Here is a 22,286-nt window from a genome sequence, read left to right on the forward strand (position 1 = left end):
ACAGCAAGCATAATACTTAGAATTCCTTTTCCCCAAACTCGCTGCTAGGCAGTTTCAATTTCTTGGTTAATTTATTAAGGCTAAAGCTCAGGTTTAACATAAACACATCCACTTCATAAATATAGTTGGTAGTTGTGTAAAAATCTGGGCCAGAAGTAGTGATTCTTTGCTCGTTAGTTTTTAGCAAGCCTAAATCCATATTCTGCCACTGCACCAAAGCAGTCAGTCGGCCGTTCATAAAGGTTTTTTTAAGCGAAGTATTCGGAGACAAGAACGCTCCGTCTGTTCCTTGTACAGTTGGTCTCTTAGATAAATAATTTACGTTTCCTTGAATGCTAAAAGTTGGTGTAACCTGAAAATTGGTATTTGCATTAATAGAATATACCCATGCAGAATTTTCGACGCTATTTGGGTAGTTCAATATCACACCATTTAAAGTGCTTTTAAAAATGTTTGTACCAAGGTATGACTGGTTCCACTTTACAGGATTGTAGTTTGCACCAATCTCTAAACCTAAACGCTTGCCTTTGTTTGCGTTGGTAAACACACGATTTAAAACGGTGTCAGCAAAAACACTATTTACGCGTTGTATCGGATTTTTTATATCCTGATAATAAATTGTGCTAATAAAAGATCCTTTGCCAAACGTTTTGGTAAGACCAGCTTCAGCTAAATATATAAATTCTGGCAAAAGGTTAGCGTCACCTTGTTCTAGGGTTTCTGAGTGCTCACGTTCTGGAATTGGGTTCAGCTCAAAATTATTCGTCCGTTGCACCCTCCTACTTAGTCCAGCTTTTAATTTCCAACCGTTGGTTAAACTGTAAAGCACATTTGCCGAAGGGAAAAGATTGTTTAATTCGAGTTTGTAATCATCAGTTGTGCCAGAGCTTACTGTTAAATCTCTTGTAGCATACTCATAACGTAAGCCACCAACATATTCTAAGCGATTGACTTTGCCAGAATATTGACTATACAAAGAATGGATTTGATTTGTAGCTTTTACATCGCCACTAAAAGTTGGCAAAGTTGTAAAATCTGATTCACCTAAATTTTTAACGCTGTAAATAAACAAACCATCTTGCTTGTCTAAGCGGTACTGATAACCCGTCTCTAGTTTGCCTTTCCCGATATTTATGGCATAATCTATTTTCCCTCTAAAACCGTCTAATGGATTTTTGTAGGTGCTCAAGGTATTTTGTACGGTGTCTTGCGCCTCTATATTTCTATTTTTAGTAGATCCATAAAGATTAGCATGTTCATAAATCGCAGAAAAACTTAATGATGATTTATCCTGAAAACTGTGGATATAATCAAAGTTCCCAAGTATAAAATCACCTTGTTTATTTTGAAGATTGGAGTTAAAGTATTTCTTCCTACCAATAACATTCCCTGTACTAATTTGCGTGTTGGTATTATCGTAATTGATATCGGCAAGCCTATCCTGAAACTTATGACCTGCAAAAAAACCGACAGAAAACTGATCATTTTTTGAAGGTGTAAAACCTAAGTTAAACCTCCCGCCATAGTTGTTTTTATCAAAACTTCTTTCACCAACAGACGGGAAAGTAGTTTTCCTGTTTCCAATAATGGTAAACACATCTCCTTCTCTATAACCTGCATTATCGTTTCTTAAATAATTTGCACTTGCAGATAAATCCCACTTGTCTTTTTTATAATTTAAAGTAACATCAGCACCGTAACGTTGTTGCTTTTCTTTATTCCCGTAATCTTCTATGGACGGAAATCCGCCTTGTAAATTCACAACAAGAGCTAAACCGTCATCCACTCCTTTTTTTGTGGTAATATTGATGATTCCACCTTTTCCATCAGCATCGTACTTTGCAGAAGGCGCCGTAATCAACTCAATATTTTCCACCATATTTGCAGGTAGCTGACTCAAAATTGTATTTGCATCTGTTTGTACTGGCTTTCCGTTAATGAGCACTAAAAAACCCTTGGATCCCCTCACAGATATCTCCCCTTGTCCATCAACGGCTACCGAAGGCATGTTTTTTATCACATCTACTGCCGTCCCTCCTTTTGCAGCCACAAATTGGTCTGCTTTATAAATCTGCTTATCTATTTTATTTACGTTTTGAAGAGCTTGCCCGCTCACTTTCACTTCATTTAAAAAGCGTTGGTTTAAAACAAGCTCTTGCTTACCCACGTTTAATTTTTGATTGGCTAACAGTTTTATCTCAGCAGATTGTAAGGTTTCGTAGCCTACAAATTGCATTTTAAGGAAATAAGAACCTGCTTTTAGTTGAGTAAACCTAAACTTGCCATCTTTATCTGCAATTTGTCCATTAACTAAGCTTTTGTCAGCTTGCCGATACAGCGAAATGCTGGCAAACTCTAGCGGAGCTGAAACTGATTTATCATAAGCAATACCTTCAATAGATGCGCTTTGTGCTAAAAGGTTAAACGATAAAAAACTAAGTAATAGGGTAAAAAAAATCTTCATGTAAAAAATATTTGGAGTTGCTAATATACGGCGGTTACCAACAATTAAATTGAGTGATTTAAAACTATCGGAAGCCATTTATGTGTTGATTATTTATTTGATTTTAGTATAACTGCTATTCATCAGTTATACCGAAGCGGGTTCGACTATCGCTTTAAGAAAAGGTTTAATGTATTTATAGGTATAAATTAAAATTAATCAAGGTCTTTAAATTCAACCTCCAAGCAAATTAGCCAACCTTTTACGATTACAAAACATAGGTTAATAAGAAACCAACATTGCCTCAAATTTTACTATTTTTGCGAGCTTATACCTTATTTGTAAATGAAATTTAAATTAGCAGTACAAGATAAAAACTGTAAAGCAAGAGCAGGAGAAATCACTACCGACCATGGCGTTATTAAAACGCCTATTTTTATGCCCGTGGGTACTGCAGGAACGGTAAAAGCTGTACACCAACGCGAACTGGATAAAGATATTGAAGCGCAGATTATCCTTGGAAATACTTATCATTTATATTTAAGACCGGGCTTAGAAACTATAAAACTTGCCGGCGGATTGCATAAATTCATTGGTTGGGATAAGCCCATTTTAACAGATAGCGGCGGTTACCAAGTTTATTCTTTAACAGAAGTTCGTAAGATTAAAGAGGAAGGCGTAACCTTTCGGTCGCATATTGACGGCTCAAAGCATTTGTTTACACCAGAAAACGTAATGGATACGCAAAGAGTTATTGGTGCGGATATTATTATGGCTTTTGACGAGTGTACCCCTTACCCTTGCGATTACAACTACGCCAGACGATCAATCGATATGACGCACCGTTGGTTAAAACGTTGTATCAAGCGTTTCGACGAAACTGAAGGACATTATGGTTATAATCAAACATTCTTCCCTATTGTACAAGGTTCTGTTTATAAAGATTTACGTATTAAATCCGCAGAGTTTATAGCGGCACAAAACAGAGAAGGAAATGCCATAGGCGGACTTTCTGTTGGTGAACCGGCAGAAGAAATGTACGCGATGACAGAGGTAGTTTGTAACGTATTACCGGTTGAAAAGCCGCGTTATTTAATGGGCGTAGGTACTCCGATAAATCTGTTAGAAAACATCGCCTTAGGTATAGATATGTTCGATTGCGTGATGCCAACCAGAAACGCCAGAAACGGAATGTTGTTCACCAGACATGGCGTAATCAATATCAAAAACGAAAAGTGGAAAAATGATTTTTCGCCTGTTGACCCAGATAGCGATCTGTTTTCTGATTTAAACTATTCAAAAGCTTATTTAAGGCATTTAATACATTCAAAAGAGATTTTAGGTTCGCAGATTGCTACTTTACACAACCTACATTTCTATCTTTGGTTGGTAAATGAGGCTCGTGAGAAAATTATTTCGGGCGAATTTTATGATTGGAAAAATAAGATGGTAAAAGTTTTAGGACAAAAGCTCTAATGAAATTTTTAGACCGCTACATTAAAATAATCGATTGGTACATCATTAAGAAGTACCTGGGAACTTTTGCATTTACTTTAGCAATTTTTACGGTTATTTTTGTGGTGTTCGATATCTCAGAAAAACTAGATGATTTTCTGAAGAGCAGTGCAACAATGGGCCAAATCATATTTGAATATTATGGTGGCTTTGTTCCTTTTTACCTCAACCTACTTTTCCCCTTAATCAACTTTATAGCAGTAATATTTTTTACTGCAAAAATGGCCGACCAAACTGAGATTGTCCCAATTCTATGCGGAAAAGCAAGCTTTAACCGTTTCTTGCGTCCGTATTTTATCGCTTCAACGCTGGTATTTATCATCAGTATGATATTTAACCAATTGGTTATCCCAGAAACCAACCGGTTGATGACAACTTTTGAAAACACGTATTTAAAAGACAAATTTACAACCCGGAGCAACGTACATATCCAGCTAGACAAGTCGACCTTTGTTTACATGGAGTCTTTTGACAACAAAACGAATAACGGTTACCGCTTTTCGCTCGAAAAATTTGATAAATATGAGCTTAAATCAAAACTTATGGCAGATAGGATTGGCTGGGATTCTGTTGCAAATAAATGGAAAATCTATAATTACACCATCCGCCACGTAGATGGCTTAAAAGAAAGGATGGAGAGCGGTGTAGAAAAAGACACGACTTTAGATATGAAACCCATCGATTTTGACGTCAGGGATAATATCTATTCGGCAATGAACTACGCAGAACTTAATGAGAAGATAGAAAAAGAAAAAATCCGTGGTTCGGGAATTATGGTGAATTTGGAACTGGAAAGCTACAAGCGTTGGGTCTACCCTTTCTCTACCTACGTTTTAACGCTAATTGGCGTAGCTTTATCGTCTAGAAAAGTACGTGGAGGTGTAGGTTTGCCTTTGGGTGTGGGCATTGCTATGAGTTTTCTCTATATCTTATTGATTCAGTTCTCCACCGTATTTGCCCTAAAAGGAGGTTTGCCTCCAATTATTGCTGTGGTTATTCCTAATCTGATTTTTGGAGCGATAGGCGTAGTGTTAGCCATAAAGGCTCCTAAATAACATGAAACTAAATTTAAAAAGCAATCTCTTTATCCTCCACCTTACTGTATTGGTATGGGGTTTCACCGGCGTTTTAGGCGCTTTAATCAGTATCGGCGAAGCCCAATTGGTTTGGTATCGGGTTTTAATTGCAGCGGTTTCCCTGTTCATATATTTTAAATGGAAGAAAACATCTATCAAAGTATCTAAGCAAACTTTCTTTAGATTGTTTTTTACAGGAGCTATCGTAGGCTTGCATTGGCTCTTGTTCTTTGGCTCCATTAAAGCATCTACGGTTTCAGTTGCAATGGTCTGTTTATCATCACTTACATTGTTTACAGCCATATTAGAGCCTATACTTAACCGTAGCAGAATTTCGAAAATGGAAATCCTTGCCGGTGCATTTATCATCTTTGGTATCTATGTAATTTTTAAGTTCGAAAGCGACTATACAACCGGTATTATCATGGGCTTGGCGAGCGCCCTTTGCGCTAGCTTGTTCTCTATTATAAATGCTAAACAAGCAAAAAATAGACCGGCAACAATTATCAGTTTTTACGAGTTGACAGGTGCTTTCTTTTGGATTAGCTTATACTTAGCTGCTACCGGAGGCTTTAACAGCACCATGTACCTAAACATTACCGACCTTAGTTATCTGTTATTACTTGGTACTGTTTGCACATCAATTGCTTATGTTGCGGGCGTTTCCGTAATGAAAGAATTAAGTGCCTTTAAAGTTGCACTCATCACAAATTTAGAACCCATTTACGCAATTATTTTAGCTTTAATCATCTTTGGAAAAGGTGAGCAAATGACCTCTGGATTTTATATAGGTGCGCTAATTATTTTAAGTACAATATTTCTTTTTCCTATAGTTAAAACTAAAGTAGAGCATCGGAAACTCAAAAAAATACCACCTATTATTTAATAAAAACACCGTTTCTTTTTCAATGGTGTATCTCTAAAGTGCTTTACTTTTAAAAACCATAATAATAAGACAGTGAGGGTCACCGGCACACATTTTACATCAAAAATCCACAATTCCCAACTTTATTAGTGAGATTTTAATTCTCTATAGCAACCTATTAATAATGTATTAACATTCCCACAATAGCAACTTAACACACTTATCCTACATTTGAGGCTCAGCTTGATGCACTAACAATGCGTTATTTGATGGTTGATATTAATAAGTTAATTTGTTAGTTTTGATTTAGATGGAGGAAATTTCTTGTGAAATAATTATAGAATTAAAAAAAGGCAATCAAGAGGCCTTTAAAAAAGTCTATAAATCCTATGCCAATCCCATTTTTAAAACAGCCAAGTATATTCTTAAAAACGATAGCTGGGCAGAAGAAATTGTACAGGAGACATTTTTGAAATTATGGTTAGCTAAAGATAACATCGATATTGACCAGCCTCTTTTAGCTTATATATATGTTATAGCTAAACGGTTATGCTTTAATAAACTGCGAAGTATAAAAACTGATAAAAAAGCAATAGAAGAATTAAGTTATCATATAGAAGTATATAGACTTGAAGACCAGTTTCAGTCCAGTGAAATTCAAAAATTACTAAAATCTGCGGTCGAAAAACTTACTACTCAACAAAAACTGGTTTGGAGATTAAGTAGAGAAGAAGGTTTTACACACAAACAAATAGCTGAGCAATTAGGTATCTCGTTAAATACAGTAAAGAATCATCTTGTACAGGCATTGAAATTATTACGAGCCGATTTTTGTAAAGCAGAATATATAACCATAAAAAACAAAGCATAAAAAAAGGAAATAACTTTAATTACACAGCTACAGCTCCTCTTTTCCAGCAGTAACAATTCCGCTCCAATACAAGGAATCGCACATTTCTTTGATTCTGAAAAAAAATCTCACTTTTCTCTAGTCCTATTTACAGGTTTGCGTGTAATTAGAGTATATAGTTACAAAAGTGGATAAAGAAGATTATAAAAAATTATTAGAAAAATATTTAAACAACGAGTTGGTTGAAGACGAGTTGTCTTATTTTTTGGAGCAAACAGCAACCAATGAAGAGTGGTTTTATGAAAATTTTGATCAAATTGATGAGACAAAATTAGGTGGAATTTTTGACGATGAAACCGGTTTCCAAAATATATTGAGCCATACCGAATTTTCAAATGCAGCTAAAGAAAATACCAGATCGCTCATTCCTACAATTTTAAGGTACGCGGCTATATTTATTGTATTTGGGGCAGTTTCTTTAGTAGCCTATCAGTATTTCTCTAATGATCAAACGCAGAATTTTAAAGACTCAACTACCCTAATCACTAAAAGTAACATTACACTTTCAGAAAATAGTTCCTTAGAAATTAAACTTGCGGATGGAACGCATTTACAGTTAGATGAGGGAAACTTTAACAAAAGAATCAAAAAAGAGGGCATTACTATCGACAAAGACAAAGATGGCTTAGTTGTTTTACAGCTAACTGCTCAGAAACACATTGGCAACCAGCCCGTGGGCTTTCATGAACTCTCTACACCAAGAGGAGAAGGTTTTACTTTTCAATTACCTGACGGTTCAAAAGTTTGGCTTAATACAACCACCAAAATAAAAATACCTGAAGATTTTAACCTCAAAAACCGAACGGTTTATTTAGAAGGGGAAGCTTTTTTTGATGTGGCCCATAATGCTTCAAAACCATTTTTAATTCACACAGATAATGATATTGTTAAAGTTTTAGGAACCGCTTTTAACGTTAAATCATACTCGCAAGATAAAACCAGCTTTGTCACACTTGTACGTGGATCTGTACAAGTAAACTCCGAAAACAAACAAATTTTACTTAGCCCGGGAGAGCAGTCTGTTTCTAATAAAAGTAGCGGCGACCTAGCCAAGAAAAAAGTAGATGTCGATCAGTTTATTGCATGGAAGAACGGTTATTTCAAATTTGTTGATCAACCTATTCATGAGATTATAAAAGAATTAATAAAATGGTACGACATTAAAGAGGTAAAATATGAGGTAGATAATAAAGAAAGATTTACAGCAAGTATCAAACGGTCACGCAACCTCAGTGATGTATTGAGCAATATAGAGAAGATTTCGAATTTACAATTTACTATAAAAGAAGGGAGGCTAATTGTAAAAGAAAAATAACCAAAACAAAAAGCGAAGGTGCTCTAACACCCCCGCTAAACAAATTTGATTAAGCAATCCAATTATAGCAATCAACCAAATTTATTCAAATGTATAAAAATTTATGTAGTTATCCATTAGGCAATTACGCCCTAATCGTCAGAAAAGCTCTGCTCATTATGAAACTAATTACCTGCTGTCTATTTGGCATTTTAATGCAAGTACACGCAACAGGTTTTGGTCAAAAAATAACACTCGAGGCAAAAAGTGCAAGCTTAAAGCAAGTTCTCAATCAAATTCAACTCCAAACAGATTACGACTTTATTTATAATTCATCCTATATCCGCAATCTAAATGTGGATTATCACGTGAAGAACAAAGAGTTAAATCAAGTTCTTGAGGATATTCTGTCTCCAAAAGGTTTGGTGTTTTTTATTGATAACAACACTGTTTTAATCACTAAAAAATCGGAAGTAAATGCGAATAAAATGCAGGTACAACCAATTTCTGGAGTAGTAAATGATGATCAAAACAGTCCTATCCCAGGCGCTGTTGTTAAAATCGCAAACTCTAATGTGGGAACCCTTACTGATATAAACGGCAACTTTAAACTGCTAAGTCCAAGCAATGAAGGTGTACTGATTATATCTATGTTGGGCTACCAAACTATGGAAGTACCCTACAAAGTAGGCGAAGGTGTGTCGATAATTTTAAAAGAAGAAAAAAAATTATTAAACGAGATTGTTGTAGTAGGTTACGGAAGCCAGAAGCGGGCCAACCTAACTGGTGCTGTTGCGCAGATTAACACCGCCGACATAGCGCTTCGTCCAGATGCAAACATTGCAACTGCCCTGCAAGGTTTGTTACCCGGATTAAATATTCAGGTAAACAACGGAGATCCAACAGCAACACCAGAACTAAATGTTAGAGGGTTTAACTCCATCAATGGTGGAAGTCCATTGGTATTAATTGATGGGATAGAAGGCAATATTGCCAGAGTTAACCCGAATGATATTGAGAGTGTAACGGTTTTAAAAGATGCCGCTTCTTCAGCAATTTATGGAGCAAGAGGTTCTTTTGGCGTTATTTTGATAACCACTAAACAAGGTAAAGCTGGTAAAATGTCGGTAGATTATACAAATAACTTCGCCTGGACACAACCAACCACCAGAACAGATTTCTTATCTGATCCTTACGTTTTTGCGAAAACCGTTGATGCCGCACTTTACGGCTATAATGGCACAAATTATACTGGCTATAATGATTTAGATTATGAAGCCTTAAAAATGGTGGCAAACGGGGAAATCCCTCCTTTTAATGAGCTACAGAATAATGGTACGTATAAGTTTTTTGGTAATACCAATTGGTACGATTACATGTTTAAAAAGTTCCAAGCCTCAAACTTCCATAACATTGCTATTTCTGGCGGAACAGATAAACTTAGAGGCTATTTATCAGGGCGTGTATACGACCGTGAAACGATTAATAATATACCTAAAGACTCTAATATGGACAGGTATAATCTTAAATCTAACTTGGTATTCAATCCAAATCCATGGTTAGAACTGAGTAACAACATCCAGTTTATTAACGAGAAAGACAAAGAATACGGAGGTTATAGAAGTGGCTACGGAGGTTTATGGAGTACCACAACATGGTATAATTTATTTCCTTTTTACCCAAATTTCGTAAACGGTATACCAACAGACGTAGGCGTAGGAGGAAGTGGCGGACAAGGCGGAAGCGCTGCAATGGAGGCTGGAAACAATTGGAGATTATTTGGAACAGAGGAGTTTACCAATACATTTAGAGTAAAAGTTACCCCAATTAAAAACCTTGTTTTAAACTTGGATTATAGTAATCGTTTTGAAAACACATCAACAACTTACAGAACCAACGAATTTGAGTTTTTATCCAATAGTAAGTTAGATTATATTACTTCGGGTGTTAACCAATTGGGTGAATATCGCTGGAAAGACAAGTACAACGCACTAAATATATTTGGAACTTATAGTGTGAACGTAAATAAAGATCATCATGTAAAATTGCTTTTAGGTTATAACCAGGAAGAATTTGATAGAGATCGGATTTTTGCGGAATCAAATGGTTTATTAATCAGAGACCTATCCAACTTAGCATTAGGAACATCCTACAGTAGCATCAACGGATCTGCTACTAACTGGGCAGTACAAGGCTTTTTTGGCAGATTTAACTACGATTATAAAAATAAATATCTGTTAGAAATCAATTCACGCTATGACGGGTCTTCGAGATTTCCAGAAAACAGTCGCTGGGGATTTTTTCCTTCAGTTTCAACAGGTTGGCAGGTTGACAGAGAAGATTTTTGGGCACCGATGCAAAAGTATGTGTCTGCCCTTAAAATCAGAGGCTCTTACGGGCAGTTAGGTAACCAAACTGTTGGTGTAAATACTTTTAAACAACTGATGAAAGTTGGCCAATCTACTTGGCTTGATAATGGAATGCCCGTTATTTATGCAGGCGCACCCAATCCATTACCAAAAGTAGTAACCTGGGAAACAACAAAAAGTTTAGATCTTGGTGTAGATATCGGTTTCTTAGCTAATAAGCTCTTTGTTAATTTTGATCTGTATAAAAAGATTACAGATGGCATGTATTTGCCAGGAAAACCCCTACCAGCTGTATTTGGTGCTGCAGAGCCTAGGGAGAATTATGCTTCTTTAGAGAACAAAGGTTTTGAACTTGGACTTAGTTACAGCGATAAATTTAACGTAGCGGGTTCGCCCCTAAATTTCAGTGTTTCGGCCAACGTTTCAAACTTTATCGGTACAATCACCAAATATGACAATCCTAACGGCTTAATGAGTACGTATTGGGAAGGCCAGCGTTTAGGTCAAATGTGGGGATATAAAGTTGACGGACAGTTCCAATCTGATGCCGACGCTTTAGCTTATCAAAACTCGTTCACTAAACCTTCCAATTCTTTAGGAAATGTATACAATTACATTTTAAACGTAGTGCAAAACAGTGAATGGAATCATTTAAAAGCGGGCGACATCAAATATCTTGACACAGATGGTGACGGACGAATCGACAAAGGAGATTACACACTTGCAGACCATGGCGACTTAGTGCCAATTGGAAATGCCATGCCTCAGTTTCCTTTCGGTGCAAACTTAAATGCAAACTGGAAAATTTTTGATTTCTCAGTTGCAGTTGCGGGCGTTGGTAAACAAGATTGGTACCCCACTGGTGACATTTATTGGGGTCCGTTCCAAAGACCATATTTATCATTTATAAGAAAAGATTTAATTGATAATGCTTGGACTCCAAACAATACCCAAAACACTTATCCACAAATCTACAGAGGGTATGCTTCCTTAAACGGCGGTAGGTCTTTGTATGAAATGAATGATTATTACATGGAAAGTGTGGCTTATTTAAGGGTTAAAAATCTTAGTCTTGGAATTACCGTTCCCCAAAAATTCACCAAAAAATTTAACATCGAAAAAATGAGGCTGTTCTTTAGTGGCGAAAACATTCTTACGTGGAGTTTTGGTGGCCTAACCAAGTATATTGATCCAGAGCAGGCTGGTTCTGCGGTAAGTTACTCTAACCCAGCAAATGCTGTTGGCAGAGCGGATCTTCGCGATTATCCAATGGGTAAAACTTATTCTTTTGGACTCAATATCAATTTATAAACACTTAAAAGATACGAGATGAAACGATATAAATTATTGCTTGCCGTTGCAGTAAGCATTAGCACCATACTTACTTCTTGTAATAAGGATTTTTTAGATCGACCTGCTGAAGATCAGGTAGAAGCTGAGTTTTTCTTTAATACACCAAAGGATTTAGAAGTAGCTACAAATGACTTTTATACCATGCTTGCAACAACAACAGTTTATTCTGATGATGCTGCATCTGACAACATTGTTCCACTAATTGCTGCTGACCGCGTTAGAGGCAACAGAATTGTACCGACCGCTAGCGGGAGCGGTGGATGGTCTTGGGCTCGATTACGTAGTATAAATTATTTTTTAGCTAATTATACCAAAGTAAAAGATGAACAAGCAAGGGCTAAATATAGTGGGATTGCTAAATTCTTTAGAGCTTATTTCTATTATACCAAAGTAAAAACTTTTGGCGATGTTCCTTGGTACAACAAAGTTTTAACTGCCAATGACCCCGACTTGTACAAAGCAAGAGATTCCAGAATTTTAGTTATGGACTCCGTTATGGCTGATATAGATTACGCAATAGCAAACATCCCTGCAGATAAGCAGCTCTCTAAAATCACAAAGTACACGGCTTTACTATTAAAAGCAAGAATCGCTCTTTTTGAAGGCACTTTTAGAAAATACCACGGCATAACTGGCTATCAGCATTTTTTAGAGGAAGCAGCAGCAGCTTCGGAAACTTTGATGAACACTGGGGCATATACGCTTTTCAAAACAGGTGGTAAAGATAATGCCTATAGGGATTTGTTTGCCCGTAACAATCAAGACGATGTAGAGACGATTCTATCAGCAGATTTTGAACCCGCTATACAACAGCACAATTTAGGTTACCTGATGACCTCTCCTACCGCAGGAGCCTGGGGCATTACTAAAGATGTAATCAACAGCTACTTAATGACGGACGGAACGCCTTTCACCAATCAAGCAAATTTTAAAACTAAGGGCTATTATGAGGAGTTTCAAAACCGTGACCCTAGGCTAGTACAAACAACAGCTGGTCCGTCGTTTAGAGTTAAAGGAGCAACAGCTAATGAGCCCGTTACCTTAAATTTAACCACAACGGGTTATAGAGTAATCAAAGCATTACCTACCCGCGACCAATGGGGAACTGCTGGTTATTTTGATCTTATCCTATTTAGATACGCAGAAGCATTACTGATTTTTGCAGAAGCAAAGGCAGAACTAAATACCCTTACCCAAGCAGATTTGAACAAATCGATCAATCTTTTAAGAGCAAGAGTAGAAATGCCTGCGCTAAATCTGGTAACAGCCAACGCAAATCCAGATGCTTATCAGGAAGCGATGTATGTAAATGTAGAACAGGGAACAAACAAAGGTGTGATATTAGAAATCAGAAGAGAGCGAAGAATAGAAATGTTTAATGAAGGACTTAGATGGGATGATTTGATGCGTTGGAAAGCGGGTGCAAAAGTTACGCAGCCTATGGTAGGAATTTATTTCTCAGGTGTTGGAGCATTTGATTTTACAGGAAATGGAAACGCCGACGTTTTTGTAAGTACAGGTAGTACATCTGGTGCACCTGCGTCTGTAACCTCATTCATCAATATTCAACAAAGAACGCTACGTAATCCACTTAACGGCTTGCCTAACAGTTCAGCCGGAAACCTGGATCCGTTTTCTCAAGGCGGTGCCTTTGATGAGTTGAAAGACTACTTAGCCCCTCTTCCTTTAGAAGACTTAAAACTAAATCCAAAGCTGGAACAAAACCCTAAATGGGATAAATAATTAATCTTTCACACATAAATTATAAATTATGGAAAGTCGCAATGTATTAAAGTTTTTCACACTCATGCTATTAGCAACCATTTTCTTTGGATGCAAGAAATCTGATGAGCAATTTGAAAAAAAATTATTGGTAAATACCGATTATATAGAAGTAGCTAGCAAAAGTAATTCTTACTCGTTTGAAATATTATCAAACCAAGATATTTCCCTAGCAACCGATGTAGACTGGATTGTATTTGACACCGCTGCTTTAGCAAAAGGAAAACATACTATCCGTTTTACTGCACAAAAGAACGAAGATGAAGAGCGAAGCGGTACCATATCGGTCAAAATTAGCGACGAGTTAACCAAAGATATCTTAGTGATTCAGGAAGCTGGATTAGTCAACATCTTTTATGTTAAAAATGGCGCTACAGGTAACGGACGTTCCTGGGATCAGGCAACTGATTTAGTTACGGCAATAACCAATTCAACCAGCGGTAGTATCATTCATATTGCAGCAGGAACTTACATCCCTTCAAAAACCATAACCAACGGAGAATCTGCAAACGCGGGAGACAAAACATTTGAGATTAACAAAAACATTAGTCTTATTGGTGGTTATCCTGCAAATGCAACTGACGGAACTGTTGCTAACCCACAACTGTACAAAACTATTTTCTCTGGAAAACAGGCTGATGGATCAGAATCATTCCATGTAGTTACTATTTCGGCACCCATTGCAACCGGCGAAAAAGTAAGTATTGAAGGCATTATCGTAAAAGAAGGAAATGCTACGGATAGAGGAATAAACATCACCCTTAATGGAAATCAATTTAGCCGAGGAATGGGCGGCGGAATGCTAATTGGTGGATCAACAGTATTATTAAAAGATGTAGATATTATAGAAAACGTTGCAAGTGCAAAATCAGGCATTGCCGGGCTTTGTGCAGGCTTATATGTGTTTGGTAATGCAAATTTAGAAATGCAAAGCTGTAAAGTAAATAACAACAGCAACACGGCAAACAATGGAGGTGGTTTATGGGTTTACGGATCTAAAGCATATATCTACAACTCACAAGTCAATAATAATTACGCAAAAGGTACTGCTGGCGGTGTTCACTCCTACCCTAATGCAGAAGTTTACATGTATAACTCTGAGGTTAAAGGCAACAATAATACCTCATTTGGAGCTGGTGTGTATGCTCGTGAAAACTCTAAAATATTTCTAATAAATTGTTTGATTACAAACAACGTTACAACGTCTGCAAATGGTGGCGCTGGAGTAATGCTGTATGATAATTGTGTGGCAAATATCATCAGCAGTACAATTAGCAAAAATATCACTCCAGGCCCAGGCGGTGGTATATTCCGCAGACAGAATAGTAATTCACTTACATTAATCAACAGTATTGTTTCAGGAAATTCTCAGGCCGGTAGCAGTACAGACGTAGATAGTTATGTAGTTGCTGCAGGTCCATTAGTGACAACAAGCTCTGTTTTGGGAAGTAAAGCTTATAATAGTTCAGGTTCAGAGCTTACAACTACTTTTAACCCAAGCACCATGTTTGATACGAGTTACAGACCTATCGGAAATAACAATCCAGCCTTACAATCTGGTTTAAATGCTTCTCAGCTCGACTTAATTTCTCAAAGTTATAACCCAGTATTAAGTGGGGAAATTCTTAAAGATATCAATGGCGTATCAAGAGAAGGAAAAACCATTATGGGCGCATTAGCAAACTAAGGAACACATGAGCAAATTTGTTTTAACTCTTAGCATCCATTTGTTTTTAGGATTAGCTGGCTATAGCCAGCTAAAACCTAAAAACGTAATGTTGATATTAGGTTCAGATCAAAAACCAATCCTAACCAACCGTGTAAAAGTTGCTTTAAAGCTTTACCACGCACAACATATCGATAAAATTATTGTTTCTGGAGGTTGCGCCGCACATGCGTCTGCTATTTGTGAGGCTAGCGAAATGCAACAACAATTAACAGATGGTGGTGTACCAAAAAAAATCATCTATAAAGAAGAAAATTCGAAAACCACTGCGCAGAACTATGTTTACAGCAGAGTTTTAAAAGATGAGTTTGGCGAGAAAATCATTCAGAAAAATGATAGCTTGATTGTTGTGTCTGACCATTGGCATGCCATTTCAGTGGCTGCGAGGTTTAACCAATACGACGGTGTAAAAGCAAAGTTTTTTATAGAAGGGGATTTAACTCCAAAACCCGCAGATTTATTGGATTATGTAGGTATTTACAATAAAGTGCGTGACAATAATGAGTTTATCCTAAGAAGTACCTGGCCTACACCCGATGCGGTTTACAATATTAAAGGGAGCACCAATTATATTTTCGCAAACAGAGTTTATACGGTAACAACTGGAAAGCCTGAGTCGGCCAAGATAGATTCATTATCAAAGCTTTTTCCAAGATTAACGGTTAACGGAGATCAAAGTATCGATGCCATTGCCAGGGATTCGAAAAACGGATGTTTGTTGATTTTCAATAACCTCAACTGTCAGACCCAGTTTGATAATCTTAAAAAGAAGTCGATAAACACACCCTTAAATAAGCTGGTGAGCAATTTACCTGCAGACGTTAAATGGATAGATGCTGCATTTATCAAAGAAAATCGACTGTATCTATTTACAAAAAACAAACTGATTATAGCTTCCAGATCAGGCAGTGGTTTTAAAGTGGTAAATATTGATGATGTGAAGAACTGGATAAGCAACTGGCCATATTCATGGGGTAAAGGAGATTTAACAGCTGCAGATTATGATGAACAAACAAAAACTATCTATCTGTATAAAAACCGTGAATCCCTAACGATCAACAATCAACAAAAATCAGAAAACAAGCCAGAAAAGCTAGTGCTTAAATGGCAGGATTTTAAAAACTAAAAGACATGAAAAAAATATTTTTTATATTATTTATTTCTACACTACATATTTTAACAGGATGTGCAAAATATGAAGACGGAACCCAACTTCCGTACGTTGTAGGAACCGTTGATGCAGACAAAGACTTAAAGGATTTAATCGACAACACTCCTTGGGTTAGTAAAAACATTAGTGACGGTATCGTTTGGAAATATTATCAATTTCCAAACATTTTCGATTCTCGCCAATACATCAACGTTTTCGACATCGATTTAAGCAAAAATTTAAAATTTGAAATCCCCTACACAAGTACCGCAGATCTTTTTACGGCTAGTCAAGCTGGAGAAAGAAACAACGCTGACATTGCAATAAATGGAAGTTATTTCGGAAATAACTATGGTGGTTCCACAGTTTATTTTAGACACGATGGAACAGTAATTACGCAAACTGTAGCAAATTTTGATTCGTTTAGAGAAAATGCGGCTTTCACGCTAAGTGCTTCAGGCAAACCTTCCATTGTAAAAAAACCTTCGGGCGGTTGGGACCAAGTAAATGCATCCTACGTTTTAGCTGGTGGTCCGCTATTAGTTTATGAAGGGAAGCCCATTGGCCAATTAAACGCTGTTTTTAATACAACCCGCCACCCACGAACTGTATTGGGAACAACCGACGATAATCATTTACTAATGGTAGTAATAGATGGAAGATCCTCACAATCACAAGGGTTAACAACTGTTCAATTAACAGAATTAATGATGGCATTAGGCTGTATATATGCTGTTAACATGGACGGGGGCGGTTCCTCAACAGCTTGGACTAAAGATGATGGAGTTGTTAACCACCCCACCGATAACGGAAAATTTGACCATGATGGACAAAGACCTTTAGGTACAGCAATTACTGTAACCAAGCAATAAAACTCAAAACTTTAGGATTTAGGTTGTTTACTACATGCCGATATGTTGGTAATCTGGTAAACAACCGAAACCTGATTGATGTATTGAAACATTATGCATCAAGCCACTATGTGCTGTCTTTTAGATTAAGCATCGGGTAATTGCGTGAGATAATTTCAAATATTATTCAAATAAACAAGGTCATAATTCTAATTATGACAGAAAGGATTTAACCAGTTCTAACCATTTCAAATTAAAACTTAAGATTATAATTATGAAAAAAATTTACAGTGTATTATTTGTGCTCATTATGATATGCGCAAGCAACATTACAAAGGCTCAAATTTATTATGTTTCAACTTACGGAGGAACTAGCGCCGGAAACCCAACAGATGATGTTATCGCTAGTGTGAAATTTAGAAGTCCGGAGCGACTAACTTATGATAATGACAGCAATATGATTGTGGTAGATCGGGGAAACCACGTTATTCGGAAAATAACCCCTGCGGGCTTAGTAACTACCATAGCAGGTAGCGGAACAGCAGGATATAAAGACGACAATGGGACCAGCGCTCAATTTTCTAATCCTTGGGGAGCTGTTGTGGATGCTACTGGAAACATTTATGTTGCTGACCGCGATAATTTCAGAATTCGTAAAATAGCACCAAATGGAGACGTAACTACACTTGCTGGTTCGGCGGCTGTTACAGGGGTGGATAACGACAACCCTCTATTGGCAAGTTTTAAACAACCTTTAGATGTAATTTTTGACAACAACGGCAACCTACTTGTTGCAGATGGAGTTGGACACAAGATCCGCAAGATAGCAACAGACGGAAAGGTAACTACACTTGCAGGAACTGGCGTTACAGGTTTTAAAGATGACAGTAATCCTCTACTTGCTCAATTCGCTTCACCATCTGGTTTGGGTATTGATAAAGATGGAAACATCCTTGTAGCAGACAGAATCAACAATAGGATCAGAAAAATAAATTCAACAAATAATGTATCTACCATCGTAGGTTCTGGTACAAAAGGAACAGTAGATAATAATTCACCGTTGTTAGCACAACTATCTGAGCCCTATTATGTAGATGTAGATGCTGATGGAAATATGTATGTCGTAGAATTAGCACATACCATCCGGAAAATAGCAAGTGATGGAAAAGTAAGTGTTATTGCAGGAATCGGAGGTACTTTAGGTTTCTTAGATGGTAAAGGTAGCGACGCCAAGTTCTATAATCCAGCCGGATTATGTATCGCTAAAGACGGTACAATTTACGTTGCAGATGTAAGCAACAACAAAATCAGAAAGCTATCCACAATAAATCCGTTACCTGTAAAGCTGGTTTCATTTCAAGGTAAATTAGACAAAGCAAATGGCATCACACTATCTTGGTCTACCGCTTCAGAACAAAACAATGCTTATTTCGAATTGCAAAAATCTAACGACGGTATTAACTGGTCTTTACTTCAAACCATCACAGGTAAAGGAAACAGTGATCAATTACTTATTTATAGCTACGCAGATGTTTCTCCTTTTAACGGAAACAATTATTACCTGCTTAAACAAGTAGACTTTAACGGGAAAAGCAGTTTAACGGCACCCATCAACGTAAACTTTAATTTATCCCAAGTCAATAAACTAAGCGCTTATTATAATAATGGTGCACTAGCAATAACTGCTCAAGGGTTTACTAACGGAAATGGGCAAATTGTTGTTCGTAACCTAAACGGCCAAGTTATAACTTCACAAGACGTGAACCTAGTAAACGGCGTCAATGAATTTGCTGTACCTGTAAATTTGCAAAGTGGCTTATATGTTTTATCACTGCTTTCTACGTCAGGTAATCAGTCGTTGAAATTTGTTGCTAAAAATTAATGACGGCGTAAAAAAATAATTGCTTTTAAAATAGCTCAAAATGTATCTGTGTTATTTATCGATACTTTAAAATTCATATATTTTTTCAAAAACACCCTGAAACGACCAATCGGATCAGGGTGTATAAACTCTAAATTAGTTATGAAAAAAAAATATTTATTAAGTATAGCCATGTGTTTCATATGCTTATATTCCTATGCTCAATACACTTTAGTTTCAACTAAACGGATATCGCCAGGAGCAGTTTACAAACAATATACATCAACAAGTCCAGCGCTAAAAATATCGCTGATGGAAATCTCACTATCAGAACCTACCATAAAATTACAGGTTGTTAAATCTGCTGGAGTAATTAATGGCGATACCCAAACGGTCTCAACCATGTACTCAACACATGATAATATTAAATACCACGATGTTGTGGCCGGAATTAACGGAGATTTTTTTACCAGTACTTCTACCTATCAAAATCCCAGACACATGTTGATAGGCGATGGCGAAATATTATGGGATACCGTAAGAAACCAATCTGTGTTTGGTATAACCGAAGGAAATATTCCATTCATTGAAAAACTTACCGAAAACTACAGTGTAAAAGCAGGAGTGTCCACGTTTCCTTTTAATCAGATCAATCGAAATCGAGGTTTAAACCAAATGGTAATGTATAACCGGTTTTATGGAAACACAACTAAAACCTCAGCTGGGGGTACAGAAATAAAAATTATTCCAGTTGCAGGTAAAGAAGGTTGGAAAGCCAATGCTATAGTCTCATGTAAAGTATTAGCAAAGTCAAGTGCGGGGAACATGAGTTTTCTAGACGGAGAAGCTGTTTTATCTGGCCTTGGTGTAGCAAAGAGTTTCTTAGATAATTTAAATGTTAATGATATAATTTCTTTAGATCTAAACGTTTTATCAGCTTCTAAAGGTATCAGCGATATCAAACAATTAACAGGCGGTTATCCTAAAATTGTTTCCAATGGAACTAATTACGCAACAGCCGGAATGGCTGATGAAGGCAGCCCTGCGGGCACTGTGGCAGCACCACGTACTGCAATTGGCTACAATCAGGCTAAAAACAAAATTTATTGGGCAGTTATAGATGGGCGGGCGCCAGGAGTAAGTGAAGGAGTAACCTTAAGTGAATTGGCAGACTTTATGATTTTTGCGGGTTGTTACCAATCTCTGAATTTAGATGGTGGAGGATCTTCCTCAATGGTAGCGAATGGAGAAGTAAAAAATAATCCTTCTGATGGTTCAGAAAGACTCATTTCTAACTCCATATTAGCCTACTTAACTACTTTAACTTTAGATGATTTTGAAGACGGTGTTGGGCACTTTAATAGAGCACCTACATATGACCCCGCTACCGTTGGAGTTTCAACCAGTTCAGTTGCGGTACCAGCACTCACTGCTCATAGTGGAAACAACTCCTTAATTGTTAAATTATATGATGATCCCACAACAACTGCATCTTGGTATGTAAGATTACTTTCTGGAAGCGGAAATCCCGCATATAATAGATATTTCAGCGGACAAGGAACTATAAGTTTCTGGTTAAAAACATCTACTGCAGGCACCAATCCTAAAGTAAGAATAAGATTAGATGATAACGATGGCACAGAAGTTTCCCCAATTTTAAATATCATTAACGATGGCGACTGGCATAAATATACTTGGAGTTTATCCAATTTTAATGGTTCTTCAACAGATGGAGGAAATGGTATACTCAACAGTACGGGAGCCCGACTAGATGCCATTGAATTTACACAGAATAACACTTCAAACACATGGTTTATCTTTTTAGATGATATTATGGTCGATAAAAACAGTGTTCAATCCACACAAATTCAGACTATAAAAAACCAACCTCTTACACTTGAAAAGTCTGCTATCTTACCTTCAAGTATAAGTATTTACCCAAACCCCGCAAAAGATAATATTACAATAGCCCTAAATGACTCCAACATTAAGAAATTTGAGGTCGAAATATTTAATATGATGGGAGAGTCAGTTTTAAAAGATACCTATATAGGAAGTAAAACAACAATAGCTACCAATAAATTGAACGAAGGAGTATATGTTTTACACCTTAAGTCCAAAAATACTACTCAAACTTTTAAATTATTAATTCAATAATCTCACCAGAACAAGAAGCTTATCAAAGCTTCTTGTTCATTCACTTAAATTATCAAAAAATGAAAATTCTATTCAATACTCTTATTTTATTCATATTTATTGGCTTTTCTGCTATTGCTCAAAACAAAAAACTTAAAATCATCAGTTACAACGTATACGTAGGTATGTCGTCTGACAAAACGGAAGGAAAAAAAGAGTTTGCTGAATGGTTTAAACAACAAAATCCAGACATTGTAGCTTTACAAGAAGTAACTGGATTTACGCAAACCAGCCTTGAAAAATTCGCACAAAGCTACGGACATCCCTATGCCGTATTGCTGGTAGAAGGAGAAAAATATCCTGTTGCATTTACCTCTAAATATCCCATTACAAACGTAAAAAAGGTAATCGACAACATGGATAGAGGCTTTATCCAGGCCAATATACTCGGTCAAACATTTATAGTGCTCCATTTAAGCCCGTTCGATTATCAAACCCGAAGAAATGAGGTAGATTTAGTGTTAGCAACGATTAAAAATAATCCATCGATAAAAAACTGGGTAGTTATGGGCGATTTTAATTCTTTCGCCGCGATAGATTCCTTAGCTTACACTGATGGAGAGTTAATCGCCAATCTCAAAAAATACGAACAGAAATACGCCCCGATAAGAAAACTGGTAGATAATAAAATTGATTATTACGTGATCAACAGGATGAACCAATCAAACTTTTATGATGCGTTAAAGCTATTCCATAAAGATTTTGTTAAAACAGTACATCCAAAACATTTTGCACCCGTTGGTTTGCCAGATGTACCTACAAGAATTGACTTTGTTTTTGTAAGTAAAGGACTAAAAAAGAACGTAAAAAGTGCTGAAGTATTGGTTGACGAGTTTACCGACTCCCATTCAGACCACTACCCAATGATGATCGAGTTACAACTGAAAAAATAGCC

At 36.8% G+C, this 22,286-nt stretch carries 14 protein-coding genes; 13 read left to right on the top strand and 1 reads right to left on the bottom strand.

The window, feature by feature from the left end; translation table 11 throughout:
- Positions 1-16: 16 nt before the first annotated feature.
- Positions 17-2,464 carry a TonB-dependent receptor domain-containing protein gene (locus B176_RS0113395; protein ID WP_026063341.1) on the bottom strand — a complete coding sequence of 816 codons (2,448 nt, stop codon included), beginning with the start codon at positions 2,462-2,464 and terminating at the stop codon, positions 17-19.
- Positions 2,465-2,788: 324 nt separating this feature from the next.
- Between B176_RS0113395 and tgt the strand changes: the two genes are divergently transcribed.
- The 13 genes from tgt to B176_RS0113465 all read left to right on the top strand — a co-directional run bounded on the left by tgt (position 2,789) and on the right by B176_RS0113465 (position 22,284).
- Complete coding sequence (tgt, locus tag B176_RS0113400; RefSeq protein WP_017259334.1) at positions 2,789-3,919, top strand: tRNA guanosine(34) transglycosylase Tgt; 1,131 nt, start codon at positions 2,789-2,791, stop codon at positions 3,917-3,919.
- A complete protein-coding gene (locus tag B176_RS0113405; RefSeq protein ID WP_017259335.1) occupies positions 3,919-5,013 on the top strand; it encodes an LptF/LptG family permease in 1,095 nt (364 codons plus the stop codon). Before tgt ends, B176_RS0113405 begins: the two co-directional genes overlap by 1 nt.
- 1 nt (position 5,014) lies before the next feature.
- The gene (locus B176_RS0113410; protein WP_017259336.1) at positions 5,015-5,920 is read left to right on the top strand and encodes a DMT family transporter; all 906 of its coding nucleotides are present in this window, start codon (positions 5,015-5,017) and stop codon (positions 5,918-5,920) included.
- A 289-nt stretch (positions 5,921-6,209) separates the two neighbouring features.
- A complete protein-coding gene (locus B176_RS0113415) occupies positions 6,210-6,770 on the top strand; it encodes an RNA polymerase sigma factor (RefSeq protein WP_017259337.1) in 561 nt (186 codons plus the stop codon).
- Positions 6,771-6,936: 166 nt separating this feature from the next.
- A complete protein-coding gene (locus B176_RS0113420; protein WP_017259338.1) occupies positions 6,937-8,124 on the top strand; it encodes a FecR family protein in 1,188 nt (395 codons plus the stop codon).
- 194 nt (positions 8,125-8,318) lie between these two features.
- Positions 8,319-11,783 carry a TonB-dependent receptor gene (locus B176_RS0113425; protein WP_017259339.1) on the top strand — a complete coding sequence of 1,155 codons (3,465 nt, stop codon included), beginning with the start codon at positions 8,319-8,321 and terminating at the stop codon, positions 11,781-11,783.
- 18 nt (positions 11,784-11,801) lie between these two features.
- Entirely contained in the window at positions 11,802-13,568 is a 1,767-nt protein-coding gene (locus B176_RS0113430) for a RagB/SusD family nutrient uptake outer membrane protein (RefSeq protein ID WP_017259340.1), read from the top strand.
- A 28-nt stretch (positions 13,569-13,596) separates the two neighbouring features.
- A complete protein-coding gene (locus B176_RS0113435; protein ID WP_083852720.1) occupies positions 13,597-15,294 on the top strand; it encodes a right-handed parallel beta-helix repeat-containing protein in 1,698 nt (565 codons plus the stop codon).
- A 7-nt stretch (positions 15,295-15,301) separates the two neighbouring features.
- Positions 15,302-16,459, top strand: a complete 1,158-nt coding sequence (locus tag B176_RS0113440; RefSeq protein ID WP_017259342.1) for a YdcF family protein — start codon at positions 15,302-15,304, stop codon at positions 16,457-16,459.
- Positions 16,460-16,464: 5 nt separating this feature from the next.
- Complete coding sequence (locus B176_RS20340) at positions 16,465-17,355, top strand: phosphodiester glycosidase family protein (protein WP_017259343.1); 891 nt, start codon at positions 16,465-16,467, stop codon at positions 17,353-17,355.
- 253 nt (positions 17,356-17,608) lie between these two features.
- A complete protein-coding gene (locus B176_RS20345; RefSeq protein ID WP_017259344.1) occupies positions 17,609-19,216 on the top strand; it encodes a hypothetical protein in 1,608 nt (535 codons plus the stop codon).
- A gap of 141 nt (positions 19,217-19,357) precedes the next feature.
- Positions 19,358-21,352 carry a phosphodiester glycosidase family protein gene (locus B176_RS0113460; RefSeq protein WP_040540497.1) on the top strand — a complete coding sequence of 665 codons (1,995 nt, stop codon included), beginning with the start codon at positions 19,358-19,360 and terminating at the stop codon, positions 21,350-21,352.
- Between the two features lie 59 nt (positions 21,353-21,411).
- Positions 21,412-22,284 carry an endonuclease/exonuclease/phosphatase family protein gene (locus B176_RS0113465; RefSeq protein ID WP_017259347.1) on the top strand — a complete coding sequence of 291 codons (873 nt, stop codon included), beginning with the start codon at positions 21,412-21,414 and terminating at the stop codon, positions 22,282-22,284.
- Positions 22,285-22,286: the final 2 nt, after the last annotated feature.

The sequence above is a fragment of the Pedobacter arcticus A12 genome, from assembly GCF_000302595.1.
GTDB classification, from domain to species: domain Bacteria; phylum Bacteroidota; class Bacteroidia; order Sphingobacteriales; family Sphingobacteriaceae; genus Pseudopedobacter; species Pseudopedobacter arcticus.

What these genes read in the sequence shown, in the direction of transcription:
- B176_RS20345 (WP_017259344.1), top strand. Translation starts at nt 17,609, where the DNA reads ATGAAAAAAATTTACAGTGTATTATTTGTGCTCATTATGATATGCGCA.
- B176_RS0113435 (WP_083852720.1), top strand. Translation starts at nt 13,597, where the DNA reads ATGGAAAGTCGCAATGTATTAAAGTTTTTCACACTCATGCTATTAGCA.
- B176_RS20340 (WP_017259343.1), top strand. Translation starts at nt 16,465, where the DNA reads ATGAAAAAAATATTTTTTATATTATTTATTTCTACACTACATATTTTA.
- B176_RS0113440 (WP_017259342.1), top strand. Translation starts at nt 15,302, where the DNA reads ATGAGCAAATTTGTTTTAACTCTTAGCATCCATTTGTTTTTAGGATTA.
- B176_RS0113430 (WP_017259340.1), top strand. Translation starts at nt 11,802, where the DNA reads ATGAAACGATATAAATTATTGCTTGCCGTTGCAGTAAGCATTAGCACC.
- B176_RS0113405 (WP_017259335.1), top strand. Translation starts at nt 3,919, where the DNA reads ATGAAATTTTTAGACCGCTACATTAAAATAATCGATTGGTACATCATT.
- B176_RS0113410 (WP_017259336.1), top strand. Translation starts at nt 5,015, where the DNA reads ATGAAACTAAATTTAAAAAGCAATCTCTTTATCCTCCACCTTACTGTA.
- tgt (WP_017259334.1), top strand. Translation starts at nt 2,789, where the DNA reads ATGAAATTTAAATTAGCAGTACAAGATAAAAACTGTAAAGCAAGAGCA.
- B176_RS0113415 (WP_017259337.1), top strand. Translation starts at nt 6,210, where the DNA reads ATGGAGGAAATTTCTTGTGAAATAATTATAGAATTAAAAAAAGGCAAT.
- B176_RS0113465 (WP_017259347.1), top strand. Translation starts at nt 21,412, where the DNA reads ATGAAAATTCTATTCAATACTCTTATTTTATTCATATTTATTGGCTTT.
- B176_RS0113425 (WP_017259339.1), top strand. Translation starts at nt 8,319, where the DNA reads ATGCAAGTACACGCAACAGGTTTTGGTCAAAAAATAACACTCGAGGCA.
- B176_RS0113460 (WP_040540497.1), top strand. Translation starts at nt 19,358, where the DNA reads ATGAAAAAAAAATATTTATTAAGTATAGCCATGTGTTTCATATGCTTA.
- B176_RS0113395 (WP_026063341.1), bottom strand. Translation starts at nt 2,464, where the DNA reads ATGAAGATTTTTTTTACCCTATTACTTAGTTTTTTATCGTTTAACCTT.